Source organism: Brachybacterium sp. AG952, from assembly GCF_004362645.1.
GTDB classification, from domain to species: domain Bacteria; phylum Actinomycetota; class Actinomycetes; order Actinomycetales; family Dermabacteraceae; genus Brachybacterium; species Brachybacterium conglomeratum.
The window spans coordinates 774,697-800,197 of the sequence record NZ_SNXV01000001.1 but is presented as its reverse complement, the minus strand read 5'-3'; the positions used below and the strand labels follow the sequence as shown (position 1 = coordinate 800,197).

The following is a 25,501-nucleotide window of genomic DNA, read 5'->3' as shown; positions in this document are numbered from 1 at the left end:
CTCAGCCCTTCACAGCGCCGGCGGTGATGCCCTTGGCGAGGTTCCGCTGGACGAGCACGAAGAAGAGCACCACCGGCAGGGCGATGATCGTCGAGGCGGCCATCACCGAGCCCCAGTCGGCGGTGTTCTGGGTGAAGAAGGTCCGCAGCCCCACGCCCACGGTGTACTTCGAGCCGTCCTGCATGAAGGTGAGCGCGAAGATGAACTCGTTCCAGGCGGTGATGAAGGAGAACACCGAGGTCGCCACCAGGCCCGGGGCGACCAGCGGCAGCAGGATCGAGCGGAACATCCGCCACCAGCTCGCCCCGTCCACGTAGGCGGCCTCCTCGAGCTCGCGCGGCACCGCGGCGACGAAGCCGCGCAGGTTCCAGATCGCGAAGGCGAGGGAGAAGCCGAGGTAGACGATGGTCAGGCCCAGCAGCGAGTTGAGCATGCCGAGGGTCCGTGCCTGCAGGAACAGCGGGATCACGAGAGCCTCGAGCGGCACCATCTGCACCATCAGGACCATCACCAGCACCTGGGTGCGCAGCCGGAAGCGGAAGCGGGCGACCGCGACGGCGGCCAGCAGCGCCACCGCGCCCGAGAGCACGACGGTGCCCAGGGCGACGACCAGGGAGACCCGCACGTAGCGCAGGAACCCGGCGTCGACCAGCACGTGCTCGAAGTGCTCGAGGGTGAGGCCGCTGGGCAGCAGGCTCGCCCCGCGGGAGAGCGGGCTGGTGTCCACGGCGGTGGAGAGCATCCAGTAGAAGGGGAAGAGGGTCAGCGCCAGCAGCACGACGACGCCGATCGCCCGGGCCGCGGTGGTGGCGGGGGTCCGACGGTTCACAGCTCCTCCTCCTTCATCAGGGTGCGGATGTAGACCACGGAGATCACCATCAGCAGCACGGTCAGCAGCACCGCGATGGTGGAGCCCATCCCGTACTCGCCCTGGGCGAAGGACTGGGTGTACGACCAGACGCCGAGGTTCATGACCTCGCGGGTGGAGCCGTCGCCGCCGGGCATCAGGAAGATCTGGACGAACACCTTGAAGTCCCAGATCGTCGAGAGGATCACGCACACCGCGATGATCGGGCGCAGGGTGGGCACGGTGACCTGCCAGAAGCGGGTCCAGGCGCTCGCCCCGTCCAGCGCCGCCGCCTCGTACAGCTCGTCCGGCACGGTGGTGAGCCCGGCGAGCATCGTCACGGCGATGAACGGGAAGCCGTGGTAGACGACGTTCAGCGTCGCGATCGCGTAGAAGCTCCACCGGTTGGTGAACCAGTTGACGCTTCCGGCCTCCATCAGCCCGAGCCCGTCGAGGGCCGAGATCACGAGCCCGGACTGGGGGTCGAAGAGCCAGACGAAGATGTAGGTTCCGGTCAGCGCCGGCACCGCCCAGGCGACCATGATCGCGGTGGTGCAGATCGACCGCCAGGCGGTGCCCAGCGTGTTCAGGAACAGCGCCACCACGGTGCCGACGGCCATGGTCAGCACGACGCACACGATCGCGAACCCGACCGTGTTGGGCAGCACGATCTGCCACAGGAACGGGTCGGTGAGGACCTGGACGTAGTTGTCCAGCCCCACGTAGTTGCTGTCCCCGCGCAGGAGGTTCTTCAGCTCGTAGTCCTGCAGGGACAGGTTCAGCACGCGCACCATCGGCCACAGCAGCAGCACGCCCAGCACGATCAGGGCGGGGGCGAGCAGCAGCCAGGGGGCGAGGCCGCGGCGCAGACGGCGGCCCGGCGGGACGGCGCGGCGCTCGAGCGGCGCCGCTCCGTCCTGCCGGTCGCGGAGATCGGGTGCGGCGGTGCTCATTCGGAGAAGAAGCCGTCCATCTCCTCGGCGGCGGCGTCGGCCGCGTCCTGGGCCGAGGTGCCGTCCAGGACGGAGGAGATCATCGTGCCGAGCGTCTTGGCGCCCTCGATCTTTCCCCAGGCCGGGGTGACGGGCACGGACTTGCCGCCCTCGGTCATCTGGGTGGCGAAGACCTTGGTGATCTCGTCGCCGCCGGCGACCACCTCGTCCAGCGCCGCGGTGGTGCCGGGGAAGTAGTTGGTCTCCTCGGCCCAGCGGGTGGCGAAGTCGCCCGTGGTGACGAGCTTGATGAGCTCGAAGGCGAGCTCGGGCTCCGCGGTCTCGGTGAAGCGGCACATCAGCGAGCCGCCGAGGAAGGACGGCGCGACCGCGGAGTCCTTCGCCGGGATCGTGAAGGCGACGAGCTTCTCGGCGAGCTCGGGGTTCTCGGCCTCGATGGTGGCGGGGACCCATGAGCCGGTGATGAACATCGGCACCGTCTCCTGGAGGAAGGCGGCCAGCGAGTCGGTCTCCAGCCAGGTGGTGGCCGCGGAGGTCGAGGCGTCGTGCTTCAGCGCGAGGTCGGTGTACCAGGTCAGGCCCTCGACGGCCTCGGGGCTGTTGATCGCCGCGGTCCAGGTCTCGCCCTCCTGCGTGGCGATCTCGCCGCCGGCGCCCCAGACGAAGGGCATGGCGGAGAAGATGCTGCCGCCGGCGACCGGGAAGGGGATCCAGTCCGGGTCGTGCTCCTTGAGCGTGGTGATCATGGTGAGCAGGTCGTCCCAGCTCTGGGGCTGCTCGGCGACCCCTGCCGCCTCGAGCATCTCGCGGTTGGCGAGGATCGAGCGGACGCCCGCGTACCAGGGCATGCCGTAGGTCCCGCCGTCGAGGCTGCCCGCCTCGACGAGCCCCTCGACGAGGCCGTCGGCGAGACCGGCGGCCTCGATGTCCTCGGACAGGTCGTCGATGCCGCCCGCGTCGGCGAACTCGGGCACCCAGGTGGTGCCGACCTCGGCGACGTCGGGGCCGGTGCCGCCGGCCATGGCGGTGACGAACTTGTCGTGCGCGCCGTCCCAAGGCTGGACCTGGACGTCGAGGGTGGCGCCCGTGGCCTCGGTGAACGCGGTCTTGAGCTCCTCGATGTAGGCGTCGGCGGAGGCGTTGGTGCCCTCCATCAACCAGAAGGTGAGGGTCTTGCCCTCCCCGTCGACCTCTCCGCCGGATCCTCCGGAGTCCCCACCGCAGGCGGCGAGGGCGAGGGCTGCCGAGCCTGCGGCACCGGCGGCCAGGACGTGTCGTCGAGCGATCATGAGGGACTCCTTCGTCGGCTCCCACCCACCGGTGAGAAAACTTCACTTCTCGGTCATGTGTGAGTGAAGTTACCACTTCGTCGGCGACGCGGGACACCGCGGAAGGTCACAGATCGGCACGGCTCCGCGTCGAGCTCCTGACGGCTCGGTCGCACCGCTCGTGGCATGCAGCACCCTCCGGGCGAGACGCACCATCACGCGCCCGGCATGCCGCTCCGCACCACCGCGGCGCTCTCCGGACACGCCACATCGCCCCAGTCCTTCGATGTCCCGCAGCATTTCTCTGGAGCGTTCCGTCGATCGACTGGGGCGAGCAGGGTGCGGCCGGGCGGAACCGGCCAGTCGGACGCCCGCGGCCCGGCGCTGACGTCCGGGCGCGGGCCGTCAGACGCGGACGGCGGCGGAGGCCCCCTCGATCGCGGCGGCGAGCGCCTGCGGATCCAGCGGCTCCTGCTCGGCGTCGAGGTCGACCACGGGCAGCGGGCAGTCGCCGAGGTCGTGGATCTCGAGCCGCTCGCCGCCGCGGTTCATCGACTGGTGGGCGATGACGCCGGGGAGCGTGTACCGCGCGGCCTGCCAGGCGTTGACCACGGGCTGGTGCCCGCCGACCACGGCGCGGGCGAAGTCGTCGACGAGGAAGTGGTGGGCGCCCTCGTGCCCGTTGGGCATGCCCTGGAACTCCTCGGGCAGGCGCTCCTGGTGATGGGCGCGGGAGGCACCGGCGACGAAGGCGTCGCGCAGGGTGGGCGAGACGTCCGCGAGCCGCGGGTCGTCCAGGCTCATGGTGCGATCGGTGCGGATCAGGTCCGTCACCTCGAGCACATCCTTCTTGTCGTGCCAGTAGGTGACGTCGATGGTCTCCTCGAAGGAGGAGTCCTCGCCGAAGAAGCGGAAGCGGCTCTCGCGCCTGTGGGAGGGGTAGCCCACGCGGCGCAGCTCGTTGGTGCGGAAGGCGCCGCCGTTGTCCATCCCGAACAGGGCGAAGGCGTTGGAGACGTCGTTGCCGAACATCGAGACGTCCTTGTCGAAGACGCCGTCGCCGCGGGTGTCGGGGCGGCCCAGCGCCGAGACGGAGACGGCGTGCCGCTCCCCCAGCACGCCGAGGATCCCGCCGATGGAGTGGGTGGGGTAGAGCAGCGGCGGGTAGGAGGCGGTGGACTTCCACTGCTCTCCGCCGGAGTACCTGTAGGCGTCGTAGAAGCCGAGGTCCATGTCGTGGACGTAGTCGCCCTCGGCGTAGAACACCTCGCCGAAGGCGCCGGAGCGGTGGATGCGCCGGGCGAGGACGACGGCGGCGTTGTACTGGCTGGTCTCGCCCATCATGTAGACGAGTCCCGTGCGCTGCACCTCCTCGGTGATCTGGCGGATCTCGTCCTCCTCGATGGCCATCGGCACCGCGGAGTAGACGTGCTTGCCGGCGCGCAGGGCGGCCAGGGCATGCTGCCCGTGAGTCCAGCGCTGGGTGAAGATCGCGACCGCGTCGACGTCGGAGGCGAGCAGGTCCTCGAGGGTCTCGAACCGGCCGGCGAAGGCGACCCCGCGCGCCTCGACGGCGTCGATCCGCTCAGGGACGGAGTCGACGGCGTAGAGCGCGTCGATGTCGGGATGGGCGGCGAAGAGCTCCGCGAAGTGGGACCCGAACTGGCCGATCCCGACGATGCCCAGCGTGAACGACATATTTCCTCCTTGAAAGTAAGTGCTGGGAGGAACGCTACGGCACGCCGGGGGCGGCGGCAAGCCCGGCCCGGGGCTCAGAGCTGGCGCCAGCGTCCCGAGCGCCACACCTCGCGCCACGGCGGGACCTCGCGGCCCTGCACGGCCATCCGTCGGCGCAGGTTCCGACGGGTCACCAGCATCCCGACCACGCCGATCGCGAGCAGCGGGAGCTGCACGGCGAAGGCGAGGCGGAAGGAGGCCAGGTCGTAGTCCCCGTCGGGGCGCAGCAGGTCCAGCACCACGCCGATCAGGAGGATCGCGATGAGGGCGCCGATGAACCCGCCCATGATCACGGCGCCGGTCGCGGTGCCGAGCCGGTGCTTGGCCAGGTCCGTGCGCGGGAAGTCGAAGCCGACGGAGCTGGCGGGTCCGCCGATGGAATACCCCGAGACCAGCACGATCAGCAGCCACATCGGGGCGTTGCCCGGCCACAGCACGAGCGCGAGCAGCGGCACCACGATCGTCGCGACGATCAGCAGCACCAGGGTGGAGCGGCGCAGCGGGTGGCGCTGGGTGAGCGCGCCGATCAGCGGACCGCCGACGATCGCGACGACCACCAGCACGGTCATCACCGCGGAGGCGGCGGGGCGGCTGAGCCCCTCCCCCGCGGTGAGATAGGGGTAGCCCCACATCATCGAGAACGCGATGCCGGGGAACCCGGCCGTGAAGTGGGTGAAGAAGCCCAGCTGCGTCGAGGGGTGGCGCACGATCCGCCCCAGCACCACGGGGATCCGTCGCAGGTCCTGCTTCACCGTCGGCCGGGGCACCCCCGGCGGCGTCGCGCGGACGACGAGCAGCACCAGCACGGCGGCGATCGCGCTGAGCGCCGCGGCGGAGGAGAAGGCAGGCGTCCAGCCGGCCACGCTCAGCACGGCCACGAAGGGGACGGCGGAGAGGATCTGCCCGACCTGGCCGAGGATGCCGGTGAGCTGTGTCAGCAGCGGCACGCGCCCGGGCGGGAACCAGGCCGGGACCAGCCGGATCGCGCTCGCGAAGGTCAGCGCATCGCCCGCGCCGAGCACGATGCGGGCGATCATCGCCACGCCCACGGTCTCGGTCTGGGACATGAGCACCTGGCCGAGCGCCATCAGCACGGCGCCGGCGGTGAGGGTGACGCGGGAGCCGTAGCGGTCCAGCAGCACGCCGGCGGGGATCTGGGCGAGAGCGTAGACGCCGAGCTGGAGCACCACGAAGGTCGACACGATGGTCGCCGAGGCCCCGAAGCGGTCCGCGGCCTCGAGCCCGGCGACGCCCATCGTGGTGCGCTGCAGCACGGCGATCGAATAGGCGGTGACCGCCACGATCCAGACCGCGTAGGCGCGGGGGCCGCCGAGGGCGGGAGCGGGGACAGGGGCGGCGGGGGCAGCCATGGGGTCCTTCGTGCGAGGAGGTGCGGGGCGACGTGCAGTCGGACCGGACGCCTCGGGCGCCCGTCCCGCAGCGGCAGGGGCCCGACCGCTCTCAAGACTATCGGCGGCGACCGCGGGGCCGGTAGTGATGTCCACCCCTCCCCCGCATCACCGGGGGCGTCCGTCGGCCGGTCCTGGGTCGCCGGCCGGACGTGCCGCGCAGCACGGCCGGGGCTGGGCTATGGTGCCGCCATGCGCGCCGCGACGATCAGCTGGTGGGCCGCCTGAGGGCGGTCCCCTGTCGCATGCGCTGACACCGAAGCCGCCCGTCACCCGGGCGGCTTCTCGTCTCTGCGAGCCTCCCGGTCCGGGCCCGATCACGGGAGGTTCCCATGCCCAGCACCACCGCACCCGCCGCCCCTGTCGTCGACGGGGCTCCCGCCTCGCGCACCCTCGCCGAGGCCGCGGCGCTCACCCGCTCCCCCGCCTTCGCCGGGAACACCGGCGGTCGCTTCGGCGACCACGGCGGCGCGATCCTGCCGCCGCCGCTCGTGGAGCCGATGGCGGAGGTCGCCGCCGCCTACGAGGAGGCCCGGCACGACGAGGAGTTCTTCGCGGAGTACTCGCGCCTGCTGCGCGAAGTCGTCGGCCGACCCTCCCCGATCACGAGCGCTGACCGGCTCTCCGACCAGCTCGGCGGGGCCCGGATCCTGCTCAAGCGCGAGGACCTCAACCACACCGGCGCCCACAAGATCAACCACACGATCGGCGAGGCGCTGCTGGCGAAGCGGATGGGCAAGCGCACCCTGATCGCCGAGACCGGTGCCGGCCAGCACGGGGTCGCGCTCGCGACCGCCGCGGCGCTCGTCGGCCTGGAGTGCGAGATCCATATGGGCGCGGTCGACGTCGCCAAGCAGCGCCCGAACGTGGTGCGCATGCGCCTGCTGGGCGCGAAGGTGGTCGCGGTGGAGACGGGCCAGGCCACCCTGAAGGAGGCGGTCGACTCCGCCTTCGACGTCTACGCCGCGGATCCCGAGCGGTACCTTTTCGCGATCGGGTCCGTGGTGGGCCCGGCGCCCTTCCCGGACATGGTGCGCGACTTCCAGTCCGTCGTGGGGCGCGAGTCCCGTGCCCAGCACCTCGCCGCGCACGGCCGCCTGCCGGGCGCGGTCATCGCCTGCGTGGGCGGCGGCTCGAACGCGATCGGCGCCTTCGCCGCCTATCTCGAGGACGAGGAGGTGCGGCTGATCGGGGTCGAGCCCGGCGGGCAGGGCGACGAGCCGGGCCGCCACGCCGCGACGATGACCTTCGGCCGCCCCGGCATGCTGCACGGGATGGAGACCCTCGTCCTGCAGGACGAGGACGGCGAGCCCGGCGAGGTCCACTCGATCGCCTCGGGCCTGGACTACCCCGGCGTCGGACCGCAGCACGTGCATCTGCGGGAGCTGGGCCGGGTCGAGTACGTGCGCGAGGGAGACGAGGCGGTGCTCGATGCCTTCCGCCTGCTCAGCCGCACCGAGGGGATCATCCCCGCGCTCGAGTCCGCCCATGCCCTCGCCCATGCGATCCGGATCGCGCCGACGTTGGGCCGTGAGGCGCACCTGCTGGTGAACCTCTCCGGGCGCGGCGACAAGGACATCGACTACGTCGCCGAGCAGATCGGGATGACCGGGGAGGCCGACGCCTTCGTGCGGTGACCCGCTGGTCACCGAGGATGTCCCCTTGCCGCCGGGCCGCGGCGGTGCTTGGCTCGTGAGCATGCACCCCCTCGCGAGGCGCCGCTGCCTGGCCCATCTCACCGACTGCGTCGGCTGTCTCGGGATCGCCGTGTCGATGTTCCCGCTCGGCGCGGTGATCGTCAGGACCACGGATCTGGCGTCCAGGCCGTGGTTCGGGCACGTCGTCAGCGTGGTCCCGCCCGTGATCGCGACCGTGGTCGCCGCCCGGGCGGAGTCAGGGCCGTCGCGGGCGACCTGGGGCAAGCGCCGCCAGGGGCTCGAGGTCGTCCGCCGGGACGGCGGGGCGTCGACGCCGCGCGAGGCGCTGGTGCGCAACGCGGCGAAGATCCTGGTGCCCTGGCAGCTCGGTCACACCGCGACGATCAGCGCGGCCTGGGGCGGCTTCGAGAAGCGCGACCCGGTCACCTACGCCTCCAGTCTCGCGGTGTACGGGCTGATCGGCTGGTTCGCATGGACCGGGCTGCGCGGGGACGGGCGGGGTCCGCACGACCGGCTCGCGGGCACGCACGTCGTCCCGGCCGCGGAGCCCGTCGGCGCCTGAGGCTCCGCCCGCCCGGCAGACCTGCCGGGCGCCGTGCGGCCGGTCCCGCGCGCCCGGTGGAGGCTCAGCCCGCGATCCACTCCCCCGCGATGGCGAGCAGGCGGTCGTTCGCCTCCTCCTCCGCGATGGTGGCGCGCACCCCGTCGGTGCCGTAGGCGCGCAGCACGAGGCCGCGGGCGTCGGCGAACTCGGCGAACTCCCCCGAGCGCTCCCCGAGCGGCAAGTAGACGAAGTTGCCGTGGCTTGCGGGCAGCTCCCAGCCCTGCTCGCGCAGTCCGGCCATCACCCGCGAGCGCTCGGAGCGGATCTGCTCAGCGCGGCGCTCCAGCTCCTCGGCCGCCTCGGGGGCGAGCGAGGCGAGCGCCGCGGCCTGGGCGGGGGCCCCGGCGCCGAAGGGCACGGTGACCTGGCCGAGCGCCAGGGCGAGCCGCGGATGGGCGACGGCGTAGCCGATGCGCAGACCGGCCAGGCCCTGGAGCTTCGAGAAGGTGCGCAGCAGCACCACGTTGCCGTGGCGGCGGAAGATCCCGGCGGTGCCGAGCACGGTCGCGGGGTCGTGGAACTCGCGGTAGGCCTCGTCGATCGCGACGACGACGTCCTCGGGGACACGGGCGAGGAAGTCCTCGACCTGCTCGGTGGACAAGGACGGGCCGGTGGGGTTGTTCGGGGTGCACAGCAGCACCAGGCGGGTGCGCTCGGTGATCGCCGCGGCCATCGCCTCGAGGTCGTGCTCGCCCGCCGCGGTGAGCGGCACGGGCACGGGGGTGCCGCCGTGGGAGCCGACGAGGATCGGGTACGCCTCGAAGGAGCGCCAGGCGAAGACGACCTCGTCCCCCTCGCCGACCACCGCGCGCACGAGATCGCCGGAGACCGCGACGGCGCCGGTGGACAGGGCGATCTGCGCCGGGTCCACGCCGTGCTTCTGCCCGAGCGCGGCGCGCAGCTGCTGCGCGGAGGCGTCGGGGTAGCGGTTCGAGGACTCCATCGCGGCGACCGCGGCATCGCGCACCGAGGGGATCGGCGGCAGGTGCGACTCGTTCGAGGAGACCTTGTAGCGATGGATCCCGTCGTCGGCCGCGGGCTTCCCGGCCACGTAGGCGGGCAGGTTCTCGAGCGCGGGGCGCAGACGGATGCTCTCGGCGGGCTGGTCGGGGTGGGCGGCGGGGTCGGACATGCCGCCAGGGTATGCCGCCTACCGGCCGCGGGGCGGAGGAGTCCGGAGCCGCGCGGCGTCCCGTGCGGAGGTCCAGGTGGGGAGTCCTCCCCATGTCCTCCGGCGCGGTGGGCGGTGCAGGATGGCAGCGGCACGGGACCGTGTCGCGAGGGGAGGACGGATGATGTTCTGGGGTGCGGACACCGCACAGCTGTCGAAGCACGCGACAGCCACACACGGCGGGGCGGCACGACTGGAGACCCTGCTGGGGACGATCGAGCAGGTGGCTCTTTCGACGGAATGGACGGGGGCGGACGCCGAATCGTTCCGGACGCGCGCACGCGCAGAGGTGGCCCGCGGTCTCGCGGCCGCCGATCTGCTGCGCGGTCTCGGGGCCGAGCTCACGGGCCATTCCGACGAGCAGGACGACGCCTCCGACGGCGACGACGGGCAGGGCGTCCCCGCTGTCGCCGCCGCCCTGACCCCCGAGACGCAGGACGAGCTGGACTCCCTGCTGGCCGACGCGCTCCACGACGGCGGGCTCGAGGACCTGCGCGGCAACTCGCGGGATCTCGACGCCCTGGCCGAGCGCCTCGCGGAGCTGACCCCCGAGGAGCGGGCGGAGTGGATCGCCGGGCTCGAGGACGACGAGCTCGCCGCGCTCAGGGACGCCATGGCCGCCGACGGGGACGGGCTGTTCTGGACGGGCGGCAACACGGACCAGTCCCGTCGAGCACTGCTCGACCAGCTCCTGCGCGACGCGGACCCCGCAGACGTCGAGCGGATCTCCGAGCTCTTCCCCGAGCTGCACCCCGACGGCCGCGGCGGCGGCGATGCCGCCCAGGGAACCTACGACGTGAATCCCGACGGCACCGTCACGCCGCCCGGAGAGGTGGTGCCGGAGGACGCCTCGTGGCGGGACGTGAGCCAGGGCTCCTACGGGGACTGCGTCTCCATGGCGACGCTCGCAATGATGATGGACCAGGACCCTGGCTGGGCGGCGGAGCATGTGCAGGACAACGGCAACGGCACCGTGACCGTCACGCTCTACGACGAGAACGGCGACCCGGAGCCGATCACGATGCCCAAGGAGCTTCCGTCCGAGGACGGGAAAGTCGTCGGCGCGGGCCGAGGGCCCCTCGCAGACGACCCGACCTCCGCGACCTGGCCGAGCTACGTGGAGCGGGCGCTCGCGATCCAGATGGGCGGCGACTACTCCGGCATCGAAGGCCACGGCAGCCCGGAGGTCGGCCCGAGACTGACGGGCCTCGACGTCGAGACGATCCCGCCGACCGATGCTGATGCCGCCTTCGACGCGGCCCGGAGGGGCGAGCCGATGGTCGTCGGCACATCGGTGAAGCTCGCGGAGAACGACACCGGACCGGGCGACTGGCGCGGCGGGCACGGATACTGGGTCGACGGAGTCAGCACCAACGACTCCGGGGAAGAGGTGATCGTGCTGCGCAATCCGCACGGGCCCGACACCCCCACCGTCGAGCTGACCCGTGAACAGTACGAGAAGTACACCTCGAGCGCGGAGGTCCACCATGACTGACTCCCCCAGGGGCACCATCCATTCCGTCCGCCCCTCGATCCCCGGTGCCTTCCCCCCGCTCCCGGAGCGAGGCGGCGAGCGTCTCGACATCTCCCTCGGCTATGTCGCCCCCGGTCGTTCCGGACTCCGTGCTCGCATCTACACCGGTCCTGCAGGAGTCGAGGGGTCAGCGACCGTCGAGCACGAGGACCTGTACGTCGGAGACCGGTTCAGCAGTCGTGCCTGGCGATTCGAGGTCCTGCGCTTGAGCCTCGAGAAGGGCGCCGAGCTGCGACTGCTGCCCGAGGGTGATGATGACTGAGCGCACGACGGCCCGAACAGGATCGGCGCGGGGACCGAGGAACGGCCGTGCCCGGGGCGGCGCGCTGCTGCTGCTCACCCTCGGACTCCTCGCCAGCTGCGGGCCGCTGGACCCCGGCGCTCCCTCAGAGCCTTCCGCAGAGGGGCCGACCCTCCCGGCGACCCCCACCGGGATCAGAGGACAGGACGCGGACGACGAAGCCTACGGAGAGGCCTGCAACGGCGAGGGCGCCTACTCGGTCGACTCCTCGGCAGAGCGCACTCTCGACGACGCCCCTTCACCCGACGGCACACAGCTCGCCGTCTCCCTCGGCTACACCGCCGAGGACGGGCCCCGTGCACGACTCTCCTTCTCGACCTTCGGAGAACCGGGAGCTCACGGGAACTTCGACGGCGAGGTGGGCGAGAGCAGCCGCTACGACGCCTGGACCATCACCATCCGCTCCATCTGCGACGGCGAGGTCGGGTTCGACGTCGACGAGGCGTGATCCGGACGACGACGCTGCCGGAGCACCTCATTCCTCGGCCAGGCGGCGGGTCTTCCGGGCGACCAGCTCCGGCTAGGTCGCGGCGATCCCGCCGCCGGACCGGCGCGGCGGACGGCCGGCCGATGCGGCAGGAAGTGGGGGTAACCCCGGTGCGCCGTCCGGCCGAGGCGGGGACAATGGCCCCATGCGATTCCTCGGACACCTCATCGTCACCGGCCTCGCGCTGTGGGTCACGGCCCTGATCCTGCCCGGCATGCATCTGGGCGACGACTCGGCGACCCTGCTCAGCCAGGTCCTCACGATCGGCGCGATCGCGCTGATCCTCGCGCTGATCAACACCATCGTGAAGCCCCTGCTGTCGTTCCTGGCCTTCCCCATCACCTGTCTGACGCTGGGGCTGTTCCAGCTGGTGATCAACACGCTGATGCTGCTGCTGGCCGGTTGGGTGTCGGGACTGGTGGGCCTGACCCTCGAGTTCGACACCTTCTGGTGGGCGCTGCTGGCCGGCGTGATCATCGGCATCCTCTCCGCCATCGTCGAGGCCGTCACAGGACTCGGCGAGGGCGACCGCGAGCGGGCCTGATCCCGGCTCGCGCCCGTCGCGCCGGCGGCCGACCGGTGCGCCCGCCGTCCGTCGGCCCCGCACCGGATGCCGCGCGCCCGACCCGGCGCCGCGCCCGCCCGTCGGCCCCGGCGGCGCGGGCGCGCGCGATTCTGGGAGAATGACCGCCATGGCTCACTCCTTCGCGGACATCACTCCCCCGATCGCCCTCACCCCGCTCGACGGCCGCTACCGCGGTCAGGTCGCGCCGCTGGTCGACCACCTCTCCGAGGCGGCGCTGAACCGCTCCCGCCTGGTGGTGGAGACCGAGTGGATGATCCACCTGCTGGACGGCGAGGTGATCCCCGGCCTGCGCACCCTGACCGACGAGGAGCGGGCGCTGCTGCGCGCGATCCCGGAGGACTTCGGCGCCGACGGCATCGCCGAGCACGCCGAGATCGAGCGGGAGACCGTCCACGACGTCAAGGCGATCGAGTACTACATCAAGCGCCGCCTGGCCGGCACCTCCCTCGAGCCGCTCGCCGAGGTCGTGCACATCTACTGCACCAGCGAGGACGTCAACAACCTCGCCTATGCGCTGATGATCCGCGGAGCCGTGCACGAGGTGTGGCTGCCCGCCTTCGAGGCACTGATCGGCGACCTCGAGGGCCTCGCCCGCGAGACCGCCGAGGTGCCGATGCTCTCGCGCACCCACGGCCAGGCCGCGACCCCCACCACCCTCGGCAAGGAGATGGCGGTCTTCGCGCACCGCCTGGGCCGCCAGGCCCGCCGCATCCCCGCGAACCAGATGCTCGGCAAGATCAACGGCGCGACCGGCACCTACGCCGCGCACGCCGTGTCCGTGCCGGGCGCGGACTGGGAGCGCATCGCGCGCACCTTCGTGGAGCACCTGGGCCTGACCTGGAACCCCCTGACCACGCAGATCGAGTCCCACGACTGGCAGGCCGAGATCTACGCCGACATCGCCCGCGCCGGCCGGATCCTGCACAACCTCGCCACCGACGTGTGGACCTACATCTCGCTGGGCTACTTCCGCCAGCGCCTGTCCGCGCAGGGCGGCACCGGCTCCTCGACCATGCCCCACAAGGTCAACCCCATCCGCTTCGAGAACGCGGAGGCGAACCTCGAGGTCTCCGGCGCGCTGCTGGACGTGCTCTCCCAGACCCTGGTCACCTCGCGCCTGCAGCGCGACCTCACCGACTCGACCACGCAGCGCAACGTCGGCCCGGCGCTGGGCCACTCGCTGCTCGCGATCGCGAACATCCGCAAGGGCCTGGCGGGCCTGGACGTCGACGCCGACGCGATGGCCGCGGACCTCGAGGGCAACTGGGAGGTGCTCGGCGAGGCGGTGCAGTCCGTGATGCGCACCCTGGGCGTGCAGGGCCACGAGGGACTGGCCAACCCCTACGAGCGGCTGAAGGACCTCACCCGCGGCCACCGCGTCGACGGGGAGGGGATGCGCGAGTTCATCTCCTCGCTCGGCCTTCCCGAGGCGGAGCAGGAGCGGCTGCTGGCCCTGACCCCGCAGACCTACGTGGGCCTCGCCGCCGAGCTCGTCGGCCACCTGGACGACCAGCGCGGCTGACGCGCCCCGCACGGCCGACGACCCCTCCTGCTCGGGCGAGCTGGAGGGGTCGTCCTGGTTCCGGCGGACGGGGCCCGGGTCGGGCCGGCCCGTCGGCCGCGCCGGGTCAGCCGATCGCGCGGGGGCGCAGGTCCAGGCTCGTCACCACTGCGTCCTCCGGGGCGCGCAGCACGAAGCCGATCGCCGCGGCGACCGTGGCCGGACGCAGGTACTGCTCGGCCTCGTAGGCGCCCTGCTCGGCGGCGCGCAGCTCGTGCTGCATGTCGGTGTCGACCCGGCCGGGGTGGACCGAGCTGACCCGCACGCCCGCGGCGAGCTCCTCCTGGCGCAGCGCGTCGGCCCAGGCGCGCAGCGCGAACTTCGAGGCGGAGTAGGCGCCGCGGTCCCCCTTCGCGGCGTAGCCGGAGCCCGAGTTCACGGCGACGACGGTGCCGCGCGCCGCGCGCAGCGCGGGCAGCAGGCGCCGGGTCAGCTCCGAGACGGCGGTGACGTTGACCGCGAAGTTCCGCTCCCAGTCCGCGGGCGTCAGCTCCTCGACGGAGCCGTTGACCAGGATCCCGGCGGAGTGGACGAGGCCCGCGAGTCCTTCCTCGAGGGCGAGGCCGGTCAGCGCCCGGTCGAGATCGGCGGGGTCGGTGAGCTCGGCGACGAAGGGCTCGGCCGACGGGAGCTCGGCGGCGAGCGCGGCGAGCGCCTGCTCGTCCCGCCCGCCCAGCAGCAGGTGGTGGTCGGCGGCCAGCTCGTGCGCGACGGCGCGGCCGATCCCCCGGTTCGCGCCCGTGACCAGGACGACGGGACGGGAGGTGCGGGCAGCGGGATGCGAGGCAGTCATGGGATCGAGTCTGGCACGGAGCCGGGGTGAGAGCATGTGCGCGTGGAGACGTGGAGACCGAGCCCGGCCTGGCTGCGCGCCGAGGTGCTGATCGTGCTGGCGCTCTCGCTGGGGCGCAGCGCCGTGTACTCGCTGATCGCGCTGGCCCAGGCCCTCACCGCCGGCCCCCTCTCCGGCCAGTCGACCTCGCTGAACTCCTCGCTGCGGGAGGATGCGTGGCTGGACCTGCTGTACCAGCTGCTCTCGATCGCCTTCGCCCTGGTGCCGGTCGTGCTGGTGGTGCTGCTGCTGGCCGCGACCGCGGGCTCGCTGCACCAGGCGCTCGGCGACCTCGGGCTGGACCTCGCCAGGCCGCTGCGGGACTTGGGCCACGGGCTGCTGCTCACCGCCGCGATCGGGGTGCCGGGGCTGGCCGTCTACTACCTGGGCCGGGCTCTGGGCGCGACCGTGGAGGTGATCCCGGCGGCGCTCGCGACCCACTGGTGGACCACTCCGGTGCTGATCCTCCACGCGCTGAAGAACGCGCTGCTCGAGGAGGTGATCGTGGTCGGCTACCTCTACCAGCGCCTCGAACGGCTCGGCTGGTCGCCGGGTCGTATCCTGCTCGCCTCGGCCCTGCTGCGCGGCGCGTACCACACCTATCAGGGGGTGGGTCCGGGGCTCGCGAACCTGGTGATGGGGCTGGTGTTCGGCGAGTGGTACCGACGCACCCGTCGGACGATGCCGCTGGTCGTGGCGCACACCCTCCTCGACGTGGCCGCGTTCGTGGGCTACGCGCTGCTGAAGGACGTGCTGCCGCTCTGAGGGAGGCGCCTCAGAGGATGAAGGCCTCGCCCTCGCCGTCGGACTCGATCGGCAGCCCGGACTCGGACCACTGGTCCATGCCGCCGCCGACGTTGATCGCGTCGAACCCGTTGGCGTTCAGCCACTGCGCGACCTGGAAGGAGCGTCCGCCGCTGCGGCAGACGATGTACAGGTCCTCGTCCGTCTCCGGGAGCTGCTCGAGGTTCTGCAGGAGCGTGCTCGCCGGGAGGTGCTGGGCGGTGGGGGCGTGCCCGGCATCCCATTCGGCCTGCTCGCGCACGTCGATGAGATGCGCACCCTCGGGCACGTCCTGCGGGGCGACGGTCTGCATGTCCATCGCCCCAGCCTAACGGCCGTGCCCCGCCCCGCGGGAAGGCGGGGCGGGGCACGCGGAGGTGCCGCTCAGGCGGTGCGCATCGCGTACCGGCGCACGAGCGGGGAGGCGACGAGCACGGCGAGGATCACCAGGGCGTAGGCCCCGGCGACGCTGACCAGGTAGCGCACCGCCGCGCTCGGATCGGCGGCGCCGGACCCCAGCACCGACAGCACGACGAGCAGGGCGGTGAAGGTCGCCAGCACCGAGCTCAGCAGCACCGGCAGCGTGATCTCCGCGATGCGGGCCCGGTGCAGCTGACCCACCTCGGCGCCGGCGATGTGCTGGGCGCGCAGCACCGGGGCCTGGTCGATCACCCGCGCGGTCTGCGTGACGCCGGTGCTGACCGCGGCGAGGACTGCCGCGATGCCGAGGGTGAGCAGACCGCCGGTGGACATGGCGGTGGCCATCATCCGGTCTTCGACCGCACGGGCCCCGTCGGCCGGGACGATCGTGGCGAGCGTGGTGAGGAAGCCTGCGATGACCAGGGCGAAGGTGATCCCTGAGACGGCCCTCCAGCCGGACTTCGGGTCCGCGGCGAGGCGCCTCGCGCCGACCATCAGCGCAGGGGTCGGGGCCGTGCGCGCCGCGAGCAGCGCGACTCCCCAGACGAGGAACGGGCCGACCACGTTCACCCCGGCGACGACCGCGCCGATGAACACGATCATGATCCCGAGGAACAGCATCCCGTCGGCGACACCGCCGAAGATCGCGCCGCCCACCTGCATGAACACGAGGAAGCCGAGGATCAGCACCGCCCAGATCACCAGGCGGACCACGGACATCCGCACGGTGCGGGAGTCGCGAGCGACGCCGAGGGGGCTGAGCACCACTCCGGTGAGGGAGACGGCGGCGGAGCCCGCGGCGAGCAGGACCATGCCGATCACCAGCAGCGGATACGCCCACCACGGCATCAGCAGGTCCGCGGTGGTGAACGGGGCGATCCCGAAGTCGAGCGCGGTCAGGGGCGGGGTCACGACCAGGTGCAGCACCACGCCGAGCAGCCCGCCGAGGAGCGCCTGCGCGGCGACGTCGAGGACCGCCACGGCGCCGACCTGACCGGCGGTGCCGCCGACGAGACGGATCGAGGCGAGGTCCTGCTCGCGCCGGGCGAGCGAGAGCCGCGCCGCGGAGCCGCCGAGGCCCACGGCGCTCGGGATCAGCAGCACCGAGGCGACCATCGCGCAGGAGACCAGGAAGGGGATCAGCGAGGCCTCCCCCTCGAAGGCGACCTCGCCATCGGAGGGGAGGCGGCCGACGAAGGCGGCGGCGCCGCCGAGCACGGTCCCGGTGATCGCGGTCGCCGCGGCGAAGGCGATCACGGGCAGGAGGTCGGCGAGGGCGCCGCGACGGCGCAGCAGGAGCGGGGCGGAGGCGAGCAGGGCGTTCATCGGGCGTCCCCCGTGCCCTGCGCGCCCTCGGGACGCACGTACTCGCGGGCGATCCGGCCGTCGCGCATCGCGACGGTGCGCCGGCAGGCCGCGGCGACCTTGGCGTCGTGGGTGACCATGACCAGGCTCGCGCCGGTCTCGGCACACGCGTCGACGAGCGTCGCGAGGACGGACTGTCCGGTCTCCTGGTCCAGGGCGCCGGTGGGCTCGTCGGCGAAGACGACCGACGGACGCCCCGCGAGCGCGCGGGCGACCGCGACGCGCTGGGCCTGACCACCGGAGAGCTGGGTCGGACGGCGGTGGTGCATCCCGGCGAGGCCGAGCCGGTCCAGCCAGGCGGTGGCCTCGGCGGTCGCGGCACGGCGCGAGGTGCCGCCGAGCATGCGCGGGAGGATCACGTTCTCGACCGCGGTCAGCTCGGGCAGCAGCTGGCCGTCCTGGAAGACGAAGCCGAACTCGCTGCGGCGCAGCAGGGTGCGCCGGCGGTCCCCGAGCTCGGCGAGGGCCTCGCCGTCCAGGCGCACCGTCCCGGAGGTCGGGGCGAGGATGCCGGCGAGCACGTGCAGCAGGGTGGTCTTGCCGCAGCCGGAGGGGCCCATCACGGCGAGGGAGTCGGCGCGGGCGATGTCGAGGTCCACGCCGCCCAGGGCGCGGGTGGCGGTCTGGTCGCTGCCGTAGGTGCGCACGAGCCCTCGGGCGGAGAGGATCGGCGTGGGATGGGCGGGCGCCGACGGGGCGGCGGAGGGGTGGGAGGCAGGGGGTGCGAAGTTCATGTCCTCCACGATCCGCCGCGGGCCGCTCCCACCGCGTCCACCCGGGGATCGGTTCCGCACAGGCGGCGTCAGACCGTGGGATGACGCCCGGATGCGACCGTCGGCCCCGGGACGACGGAGCGCCGGGACCCGGGCACTCGGCCCAGGGTCCCGGCGCTCCTCGCCAGTACGTCGATCAGACTCCGTCCACCTGGCTGATCTCCTACCGGCTCGTTCCTCGCCAGTACGTCGATCAGACTCCGTCCACCTGGCTGATCTCCTACCGGCTCGTTCCTCGCCAGTACGTCGATCAGCCGAAGCGGCCGGAGATGTAGTCCTCGGTCTGCTTGTTGCTGGGGTTGGTGAAGATCGTGTCGGTGTCGTCGATCTCGATGAGGTGCCCGGGCTTGCCGGTGCCGGCGATGTTGAAGAAGCCGGTGCGGTCGGAGACGCGGGACGCCTGCTGCATGTTGTGCGTGACGATGACGATCGTGTACTCCTCCTTCAGCTCGTGGATGAGGTCCTCGATCGCGAGGGTCGAGATCGGGTCGAGCGCCGAGCAGGGCTCGTCCATGAGGACGACCTCGGGCTTGACCGCGATGGTGCGAGCGATGCACAGACGCTGCTGCTGACCGCCGGACAGGCCCATGCCGGGCTTGTCGAGACGGTCCTTGACCTCGTTCCAGAGGTTCGCGCCCTTCAGCGCGCGCTCGACCAGCTCGTCGGCCGCGGACTTCGAGATCCGGCGGTTGTTGAGCTTCACGCCCGCGAGCACGTTGTCGCGGATCGACATGGTCGGGAAGGGGTTGGCCTTCTGGAACACCATGCCGACGCGGCGACGCACGTTGACCGGGTCGACCTTGGCGTCGTAGATGTCCTCGCCGTTGATCTCGACCTTGCCCTTCGCGTACGCGCCGGGGATGACCTCGTGCATGCGGTTCAGCGTGCGCAGGAACGTCGACTTGCCGCAGCCGGAGGGGCCGATGAGGGCCGTGACCGAACGGGGCCGGATCTGCACGTCGACACCCTCGACGGCGAGGAAGTCGCCGTAGTAGATGTTCAGGTCCTCGACGTTGATGGGCTGGGGGGCTGCCATCAGATGTCCTTTCGCGTGGGTGGCCCGGCTCAGCGGCTGAGCTTCGGGGAGAAGTAGTGGCTGATCATGCGCGCGATGATGTTCAGGACCATCACGATCACGATCAGGGTGAAGGCGGCCGCCCAGGCGCGGTCGATATTGGTGCTGACCGCACAGGCGTACACCTCCTGGTTGATCGGGTTGGTGACCGTGTCCGACATGCAGTTCGCACTGCCGTTCCGGTACTGCTGGTTGATGAAGGTGGGCAGGGTCGCCATGCGGCCGTCGAACATGTTCCAGTTCACCGAGGTGACCATGCCGACCGTGAGCAGCAGCGGCGCGGTCTCGCCGATGACGCGGGCGATGGCGAGGGTGATGCCGGTGGTCAGGCCCGCGATCGCGGTGCGCAGCACCACCTTGACGATCGTGAGCCACTTGGGCACGCCGAGCGCGTAGGCGGCCTCGCGCAGGTCCATGGGGACCAGGCGGAGCATCTCCTCGCTGTTGCGGACCACGGTGGGGATCATCAGCAGCGAGAGCGCGACGGCGCCCATGATGCCCATGCGCACGGACTGGTCGGGCATGAAGGCGATGAACACCGCCAGGCCGAACAGGCCCGCCACGATCGAGGGGATGCCGGTCATCACGTCGACGAGGAAGGTGACGCCGCGACCGAGGGTCCGCTTCCAGCCCACGTTCGCGTACTCGACCAGGAAGATCGCGGTGAACAGGCCGACGGGGATCGAGATGATCGAGGCCCACAGCGTGATCAGCAGCGTGCCGACGATCGCGTGGAAGACGCCGCCGGCGTCCGCGCCGCCGATGATGCCGGACATGTCCTCGGTCCAGAAGGCGAAGGTGGTCGGCTTCGCGGCCACGACTCGCACCAGGCCGCGGGAGATCACGGACCACAGCAGCGACACCAGCGGGAACATCGAGATCGCGAACGCGCCGATGACCAGCAGGGTCATGAGCCGGTCGGTCGCCCAGCGGGGGCCCTCGCGCAGGAGCGAGTAGCCCCAGCCGAAGAGCAGGTGCAGGACGAAGCCCAGCAGGATGGCGCTGGTGACCGAGAGGGCGCCGACGATCGCCAGCACGGCGATGGCGACCAGGAGGCCGGCGAGGCCGGTGAAGACGAGGTGGTACCAGGGCAGGCGGCGCTCGTCGCGGGGGCGGTGGACCAGGGGCTCGGTCCGCACGGTGGTGGGGGTGCTCATGGGGGACCTCTCAGCTCTTGGGGCCGCTGCGGGCGACGATCCACCGGGCGATGGCGTTGATGACGAAGGTCAGCACGAACAGCACCAGGCCGGTGAAGATGAGCAGGGACATGTCGACGCCGGAGGCCTCCGCCTGCTTCGAGGCGATGTTCGCGGCGATCGAGTTGTGGCGGCCGACCTCGAGGATGTGCAGGGAGAAGGTCGCGCCGGGCGCGAGGATCATCAGCACGGCCATGGTCTCGCCGAGCGCACGGCCGAGGCCCAGCATCGACGCGGCGACGACGCCGCCGCGGCCGAAGGGCAGCACGACGGTGCGGATGGTCTCCCAGCGGGTGGCGCCGAGCGCGAGCGCGGCCTCCTCCTGCAGGCGCGGGGTCTGGAGGAAGACCTCGCGGGAGACGGCGGTGATGATCGGCAGGACCATCACGGCCAGGACCACGGAGGCGGAGGCGAGGTTGCGCATCGGCGCCGTCGGCTCGCCGGCGAACAGCGGGATCCAGCCGAAGTAGGTGTTGAGGAAGACGTAGAGCGGCTCGAGCTTGGGGACGAGCCACACGCCTCCCCACAGGCCGTAGACGACCGAGGGGACGGCGGCGAGCAGGTCGATCATGTAGCCGAGAGCCGAGGCCAGGCGGCGCGGCGCGAAGTGCGAGATGAACAGGGCGATGCCGAGGGAGATCGGGATCGCGATCACCAGCGCGATCGCGGAGGCGAGCACGGTGCCGAACACGAGCGGCAGGGAGTACTCGATCAGCGAGAAGTCCGCGGAGCCGGAGAACTCCTGGCTCGCGAGGATCGCGGGGAGGGACTCCAGGGTGAGGAAGATGGCCACCGCGGCGAGGGTGACGAAGATGAGGAGCCCGGAGCCGACGCTCAGGGCGTTGAAGAGCGCGTCGCCGAAACGGCGGCCACCGGACTTCATGGAGGCGGGCGGGGCCGATGCCGCGTCCGGTTCGATGTCAGCTGTGCTCATGGGGACCTTCCTCCGAGCTCACGGCTCGCGCGCGGGGCGCTGGCCGGGGTGATGACGGCGGGGACAGCGATGTCGCCGGGCCGGTGCGGCCCGGCGACACGCTGTCGTGAGGTGGCGGGATCAGCCGACGGTGATGCCGTCGATCGCGGCCTGGGCGTCGGTGCGCAGCTCCTCGGAGATCGGGGCGGAGCCGGCGGCCTCGGCAGCGGTGGCCTGGCCCTCCTCGGAGACCATGTAGGAGGCGTAGGCCTTGACGGCCTCGCCCTGCGCGGAGTCGGCGTAGGAGCCGCACAGCGCGAGGTAGGAGACGAGCACGATCGGGTAGACGCCGGCCTCCTCGGTGGTGCGGTCGAGCTCCACGACGATGTCGTTCTCCTCGCGGCCCTCCTCGCGCGGGGAGACGTCGACGGCCTTGGCGGCGGCGTCGGCGCTGTACTCGACGAACTCGTCGCCGACCTGGATCGCGGCGGTGCCGAGGCCGGAGGCCTGGGAGGCGTCGATGTAGCCGATGGTGCCGTCGCCGCCCTCGACCGTGGACTTCATGCCGGAGGTGCCGTCGCCGGACTGGCCGCCGTCGATGGGCCAGGTCTCGATCGGACCGTGGGTCCAGGCGTCGGGCGCGTTCTCGGAGAGGTACTCGGTGAAGTTCTCGGTGGTGCCCGAGTCGTCGGAGCGGTGGACGGGCACGATGTCCTTGTCGGGCAGCTCGGCGTCGGGGTTCGACTCGGCGATCGCCGGGTCGTTCCACTTGGTGATGTCACCCGCGAAGATCCCGGCGATGACCTCGGGGGTCAGGTTCAGGGAGTCGACGCCCTCGAGGTTGAAGACCACGGCGATCGGGGAGATGTAGACCGGCAGGTCGAAGGCCTGCGAGTCGTTGCACACCTCGGCGGACTTGGTGAGCTCCTCCTCGTCCAGGGCGGCGTCGGTGCCGGCGAACTGCACCTGGCCGGAGAGGAACTGCTCACGGCCGGTGCCGGAGCCGGTGGGGTCGTAGGTGACCGTGAGGTCACCGCCCTCGGCCTGGGTGAGGCCCATGAAGGACTCGGTCCACGCGGTCTGGGCGTTCTGCATCGAGGACGCGCCCGAGCCGGCGAGGTTGCCGGAAAGCTCCGCGTAGCCGCCTGCCGCGCCGCCGCCGTCGGAGGCGCCGTCCGTGCCGCCGTTCTCCGAGCCGCCGCCGCACGCGGACAGCGCGAGGCCGCCGACGAGTCCGAGCGCTGCGAGCGAGACGAGCTTGTTCTTGCGAACGTTCACTGCGAGTCCTTTCGGGGCCTTCGGCCCGGGTTCACACCTGCTGACGTCTGTCAGCGGCGAACCTAGGGAGGGGAGATGACGCGGGGCCCGTCGTTGTGTGAACACCAGGTGAACAGCCCTCCCGCCCCCATGAACTCGCAGGTCATGGCCGGATTACGAACGGATCACACTCCCGTTTCGTCCGACTTCCAGTGGGCTGGGACACGTTCGGCATACCCCTCAGTAGCCGGAGCTGGCGGCCACCCCTGCGATCACGAACATGACCACGAAGTAGGCGATGATGAGCAGCAGCGCGACCGTGCCGATGATCGAGAGGATCAGCCCGGTGATCGTGAGCCCGCGGCCTCCCTTCGGCGGGGTCGCGGTCGGGGACGTCTCCCGCATGCCCAGGATCGACAGCACCAGGCCGACGGGCGAGACGAGCGTTCCGCACAGGGTGAGCCCGAGCAGGCCGACCACGAAGCCGGCGATCCCGAGCCCTGAGCTCGGCGGCGCCGGCTGCACCGCGACGGCATAGCCCGGGGCGGCGTAGCGGCCCTGGGACAGCCCCGAGGGGACAGAGGCGTAGGGATCCTGCACCCCGGCACCGCGCTGCGGGGCCCCGTGCGGATCGGCCGCGCCGTACGGATCCGCCGTGCCGTGACGATCTGCCGTGCCGTACGGGTCCGCCGCCTCGTGCTGCTCCGCACTGCCGTACAGGTCCGCCGACGCCGAGGACCCGTACGGGTCGTACCGCTCCGACGAGGGCCCGTACGGGTCCTGCCCCCACTGCGTGCTCATCCGTGCTCTCCCCAGTCCGTCGTCAGCCGATGTTCGGCAGGTGTCGTTCGATCGCCACCACGACGCCCTCGGGCGTGACGTGCAGCAGCAGGGCCTCGCCGGCGGCGAGATAGGGGTCCTCGCGCGGCAGCTCGAGGGCCGCGCCGGGCCGAGAGACCCGGCGCACCGCCTCGATGACCGTGGGGAGCACAGGACGGTGCGTGCACACGACCGTCGGCCGCGCCTCGCTGAGCACCCGGTCGATGACCGCCTCGGTGCGGGAGGGGTGCTCCGCGTGGCCGGCCTCGGTGAGCTCGCCCTTGGTCCGCACCGTGAGGCCCTCGTTCTTCGCCAGCGGCTCGACGGTGCTCAGGCACCGCTCCCACGGGCTGCTCACCACGCTCCCCGGGTCGAATGCGTCCAGCAGCGGCGGGAGGGCCTTGGCCTGCTTCTTCCCCTTCGAGTTCAAGGGGCGGGCCCCCTCCCCGCGGCGCCACTTCGACCGGGAGACCGCCGCGCCGTGGCGCTGGATCACGACGGGCGCCGTGCGCAGCTCCCCCGCCTCCGCGAAGCGTCGCAGCGACTGCAGGAGGACCTGGTCGCCCTGGCGCGCGACCATCCCCTCGGCCTCCGCCAGCGGGACCCAGCGGACCTTGTCGATCTCGGCGGCGTTCTCCGGACCGGGCGCGACCTTCGCCCGGACCGTGCCGACCCAGTACTGGACGATCTTGGTGCGCCCGTCCGGCAGCAGGTACACGGAGGCGGGCAGCGGCCGGTGCAGGCGCACCCGGTAGCCGGTCTCCTCGGTGACCTCCCGCACCGCGGCCGCGGGGAAGGTCTCGCCCTTGTCGAGCTTGCCCTTGGGGACCGACCAGTCGTCGTAGCGGGGCCGGTGCACGAGCAGCACCTGCAACTTCCCGCCCTTCTCGCGCCAGGCGAGGGCGCCGGCGGCGAGGACGGGAGGCGGTTTGCCCGGGCCGACGCTCACGCTCATGCCGAGGCCGCTGCGGGACGGCGCATCTGCACGTCGCGGCCCGAGACCTCGAAGCCCCAGCGCTCGTACAGGCGCAGCGCGGCGGTGTTGTCCGCCTCGACGTAGAGCTCGACGCCGGGGACCCCGCCCTCGGCCAGGCGACGCAGCGCGGTCGCCAGCAGCACCGCCGCGATGCGGTGCCCCTGCACCGCCGGGTCGGTCGCCACGACGTAGATCTCGGCGTCGGCGCCCGTCGCGCCGGGCCGCTCCCGCTTGACCCAGACGAATCCGATCAGCTCCCCGTCGCGACGGGCGACGACCATGTCCTCGGCGTCGAACCAGGGCTGGGCGAGGCGCTGGTCCAGGTCCGCGCGGGTGAGCGCCCCCTGCTCGGGATGGGAGGCGAAGGCGCGGGAGTTGACCCCGACCCAGGCGTCCGCGTCGCGCACCGGATCGAAGACGCCCAGGGTCAGCCCGGACAGGGAGGACTCGGGCACGGGCTCGAGCGCGGCATCGGCCCCGAGCGCGCGGTGCAGGGTGAGCAGGCGGCGCGTCTCGACGAGCCCGGCCGCGGAGAGGAAGGCGAGGGAGCCCTCGAGCGCGCCGTGCGCCCAGACCCCGGCGTCGGGCCGTTCGGAGAGCGCGGCCTCGAGCAGGGCGGTGCCGTGGCCGCGGCGGCGCACCTCCGGGCGCACCATCCCCTGGACGGTGCCGTCGGTGAGCACGCCGGCGTAGGCGACCGCGCGGTCCCCCTCGAGGCGGAGCAGGTGCCGGGCGCCGTCGCCGTCGAGCGCGAGGCTCGCCGCCTCGTCGAGCGGGGAGACGCCGTCGTGCGCGGTCACCGCGCCGAGCAGATCGAGGATCTGGTCACGGTGCTCCTGTGACAGCTCGGCCGTGGAGATCATGGGGTCCTTCCGGGACGGCGGACGACGGTGGTGAGCGGCACGAGTATGCCTCCACCTGCGGGCACTCGTAGACTGCCACTGTAGCGCCGCGGACCTCGAGCCGTCGGCGCCCC

Annotated in this window: 25 protein-coding genes; 8 read left to right on the top strand and 17 right to left on the bottom strand. The window is 72.0% G+C overall.

Going from position 1 to position 25,501, the window contains the following annotated elements:
• Window position 1 precedes the first annotated feature (1 nt).
• The 5 genes from DEU31_RS03480 to DEU31_RS03460 form a co-directional block, all read right to left on the bottom strand.
• A complete protein-coding gene (locus DEU31_RS03480; RefSeq protein ID WP_126987416.1) occupies window positions 2-829 on the bottom strand; it encodes a carbohydrate ABC transporter permease in 828 nt (275 codons plus the stop codon).
• Window positions 826-1,800 carry a sugar ABC transporter permease gene (locus DEU31_RS03475; protein ID WP_133675781.1) on the bottom strand — a complete coding sequence of 325 codons (975 nt, stop codon included), beginning with the start codon at window positions 1,798-1,800 and terminating at the stop codon, window positions 826-828. Before DEU31_RS03475 ends, DEU31_RS03480 begins: the two co-directional genes overlap by 4 nt.
• The gene (locus DEU31_RS03470; RefSeq protein WP_133675779.1) at window positions 1,797-3,089 is read right to left on the bottom strand and encodes a sugar ABC transporter substrate-binding protein; all 1,293 of its coding nucleotides are present in this window, start codon (window positions 3,087-3,089) and stop codon (window positions 1,797-1,799) included. The genes DEU31_RS03475 and DEU31_RS03470 overlap by 4 nt, the downstream gene beginning before the upstream one ends.
• A 384-nt stretch (window positions 3,090-3,473) precedes the next feature.
• Complete coding sequence (locus DEU31_RS03465) at window positions 3,474-4,766, bottom strand: Gfo/Idh/MocA family oxidoreductase (protein WP_010550572.1); 1,293 nt, start codon at window positions 4,764-4,766, stop codon at window positions 3,474-3,476.
• Between the two features lie 74 nt (window positions 4,767-4,840).
• On the bottom strand, window positions 4,841-6,175 hold the full coding sequence (locus DEU31_RS03460; RefSeq protein ID WP_133675777.1) for an MFS transporter: 1,335 nt from the start codon (window positions 6,173-6,175) through the stop codon (window positions 4,841-4,843).
• Window positions 6,176-6,546: 371 nt separating this feature from the next.
• Here DEU31_RS03460 and trpB point away from each other — a divergent pair, with 371 nt between their 5' ends.
• The gene (gene trpB / locus DEU31_RS03455; RefSeq protein WP_133675775.1) at window positions 6,547-7,851 is read left to right on the top strand and encodes a tryptophan synthase subunit beta; all 1,305 of its coding nucleotides are present in this window, start codon (window positions 6,547-6,549) and stop codon (window positions 7,849-7,851) included.
• A gap of 61 nt (window positions 7,852-7,912) precedes the next feature.
• Window positions 7,913-8,434, top strand: coding sequence for an RDD family protein (locus tag DEU31_RS03450; RefSeq protein WP_133676324.1), 522 nt, complete (start codon window positions 7,913-7,915; stop codon window positions 8,432-8,434).
• A gap of 64 nt (window positions 8,435-8,498) precedes the next feature.
• Here the strand turns inward: DEU31_RS03450 and DEU31_RS03445 are convergent, their stop codons facing one another.
• Window positions 8,499-9,608 (bottom strand): histidinol-phosphate transaminase, encoded by a 1,110-nt coding sequence (locus DEU31_RS03445; RefSeq protein WP_133675773.1) that lies wholly within the window; start codon window positions 9,606-9,608, stop codon window positions 8,499-8,501.
• 160 nt (window positions 9,609-9,768) lie between these two features.
• On the opposite strand from DEU31_RS03445, the gene DEU31_RS03440 reads away from it, so the two are divergent.
• From DEU31_RS03440 to purB, 5 genes are all read left to right on the top strand, one after another.
• The gene (locus DEU31_RS03440; RefSeq protein WP_010550577.1) at window positions 9,769-11,142 is read left to right on the top strand and encodes a C2 family cysteine protease; all 1,374 of its coding nucleotides are present in this window, start codon (window positions 9,769-9,771) and stop codon (window positions 11,140-11,142) included.
• On the top strand, window positions 11,135-11,443 hold the full coding sequence (locus tag DEU31_RS03435) for a hypothetical protein (RefSeq protein ID WP_010550578.1): 309 nt from the start codon (window positions 11,135-11,137) through the stop codon (window positions 11,441-11,443). The genes DEU31_RS03440 and DEU31_RS03435 overlap by 8 nt, the downstream gene beginning before the upstream one ends.
• A complete protein-coding gene (locus DEU31_RS03430) occupies window positions 11,436-11,930 on the top strand; it encodes a hypothetical protein (RefSeq protein WP_133675771.1) in 495 nt (164 codons plus the stop codon). The genes DEU31_RS03435 and DEU31_RS03430 overlap by 8 nt, the downstream gene beginning before the upstream one ends.
• A gap of 184 nt (window positions 11,931-12,114) precedes the next feature.
• Window positions 12,115-12,513, top strand: coding sequence for a phage holin family protein (locus DEU31_RS03425; protein WP_010550580.1), 399 nt, complete (start codon window positions 12,115-12,117; stop codon window positions 12,511-12,513).
• A gap of 148 nt (window positions 12,514-12,661) precedes the next feature.
• A complete protein-coding gene (gene purB, locus DEU31_RS03420) occupies window positions 12,662-14,077 on the top strand; it encodes an adenylosuccinate lyase (protein ID WP_133675769.1) in 1,416 nt (471 codons plus the stop codon).
• Between the two features lie 106 nt (window positions 14,078-14,183).
• On the opposite strand, the gene DEU31_RS03415 is transcribed toward purB, so the two are convergent.
• Window positions 14,184-14,909 carry an SDR family oxidoreductase gene (locus tag DEU31_RS03415; protein ID WP_010549568.1) on the bottom strand — a complete coding sequence of 242 codons (726 nt, stop codon included), beginning with the start codon at window positions 14,907-14,909 and terminating at the stop codon, window positions 14,184-14,186.
• A gap of 36 nt (window positions 14,910-14,945) precedes the next feature.
• Between DEU31_RS03415 and DEU31_RS03410 the strand changes: the two genes are divergently transcribed.
• Window positions 14,946-15,713 carry a CPBP family intramembrane glutamic endopeptidase gene (locus DEU31_RS03410; protein WP_166649368.1) on the top strand — a complete coding sequence of 256 codons (768 nt, stop codon included), beginning with the start codon at window positions 14,946-14,948 and terminating at the stop codon, window positions 15,711-15,713.
• A 10-nt stretch (window positions 15,714-15,723) separates the two neighbouring features.
• On the opposite strand, the gene DEU31_RS03405 is transcribed toward DEU31_RS03410, so the two are convergent.
• The 10 genes from DEU31_RS03405 to mshD form a co-directional block, all read right to left on the bottom strand.
• Window positions 15,724-16,050: a rhodanese-like domain-containing protein gene (locus DEU31_RS03405; RefSeq protein ID WP_133675765.1), complete on the bottom strand. Its 327-nt coding sequence runs from the start codon at window positions 16,048-16,050 to the stop codon at window positions 15,724-15,726.
• A 65-nt stretch (window positions 16,051-16,115) separates the two neighbouring features.
• Window positions 16,116-17,477, bottom strand: a complete 1,362-nt coding sequence (locus DEU31_RS03400; protein ID WP_133675763.1) for an FtsX-like permease family protein — start codon at window positions 17,475-17,477, stop codon at window positions 16,116-16,118.
• Entirely contained in the window at window positions 17,474-18,250 is a 777-nt protein-coding gene (locus tag DEU31_RS03395; protein ID WP_133675761.1) for an ABC transporter ATP-binding protein, read from the bottom strand. Before DEU31_RS03395 ends, DEU31_RS03400 begins: the two co-directional genes overlap by 4 nt.
• A gap of 289 nt (window positions 18,251-18,539) precedes the next feature.
• The gene (gene pstB, locus DEU31_RS03390) at window positions 18,540-19,325 is read right to left on the bottom strand and encodes a phosphate ABC transporter ATP-binding protein PstB (protein ID WP_010549563.1); all 786 of its coding nucleotides are present in this window, start codon (window positions 19,323-19,325) and stop codon (window positions 18,540-18,542) included.
• Window positions 19,326-19,354: 29 nt separating this feature from the next.
• Window positions 19,355-20,521 carry a phosphate ABC transporter permease PstA gene (gene pstA / locus DEU31_RS03385; protein ID WP_010549562.1) on the bottom strand — a complete coding sequence of 389 codons (1,167 nt, stop codon included), beginning with the start codon at window positions 20,519-20,521 and terminating at the stop codon, window positions 19,355-19,357.
• Window positions 20,522-20,531: 10 nt separating this feature from the next.
• The gene (gene pstC, locus DEU31_RS03380; RefSeq protein WP_010549561.1) at window positions 20,532-21,494 is read right to left on the bottom strand and encodes a phosphate ABC transporter permease subunit PstC; all 963 of its coding nucleotides are present in this window, start codon (window positions 21,492-21,494) and stop codon (window positions 20,532-20,534) included.
• Window positions 21,495-21,614: 120 nt separating this feature from the next.
• The gene (gene pstS / locus DEU31_RS03375) at window positions 21,615-22,751 is read right to left on the bottom strand and encodes a phosphate ABC transporter substrate-binding protein PstS (protein WP_010549560.1); all 1,137 of its coding nucleotides are present in this window, start codon (window positions 22,749-22,751) and stop codon (window positions 21,615-21,617) included.
• A gap of 219 nt (window positions 22,752-22,970) precedes the next feature.
• A complete protein-coding gene (locus DEU31_RS03370) occupies window positions 22,971-23,531 on the bottom strand; it encodes a DUF4190 domain-containing protein (RefSeq protein ID WP_133675759.1) in 561 nt (186 codons plus the stop codon).
• Between the two features lie 22 nt (window positions 23,532-23,553).
• Window positions 23,554-24,504 (bottom strand): NUDIX hydrolase, encoded by a 951-nt coding sequence (locus DEU31_RS03365; protein WP_166649367.1) that lies wholly within the window; start codon window positions 24,502-24,504, stop codon window positions 23,554-23,556.
• Window positions 24,501-25,388 carry a mycothiol synthase gene (gene mshD, locus DEU31_RS03360; RefSeq protein WP_133675757.1) on the bottom strand — a complete coding sequence of 296 codons (888 nt, stop codon included), beginning with the start codon at window positions 25,386-25,388 and terminating at the stop codon, window positions 24,501-24,503. Before mshD ends, DEU31_RS03365 begins: the two co-directional genes overlap by 4 nt.
• Between the last annotated feature and the right edge of the window lie 113 nt (window positions 25,389-25,501).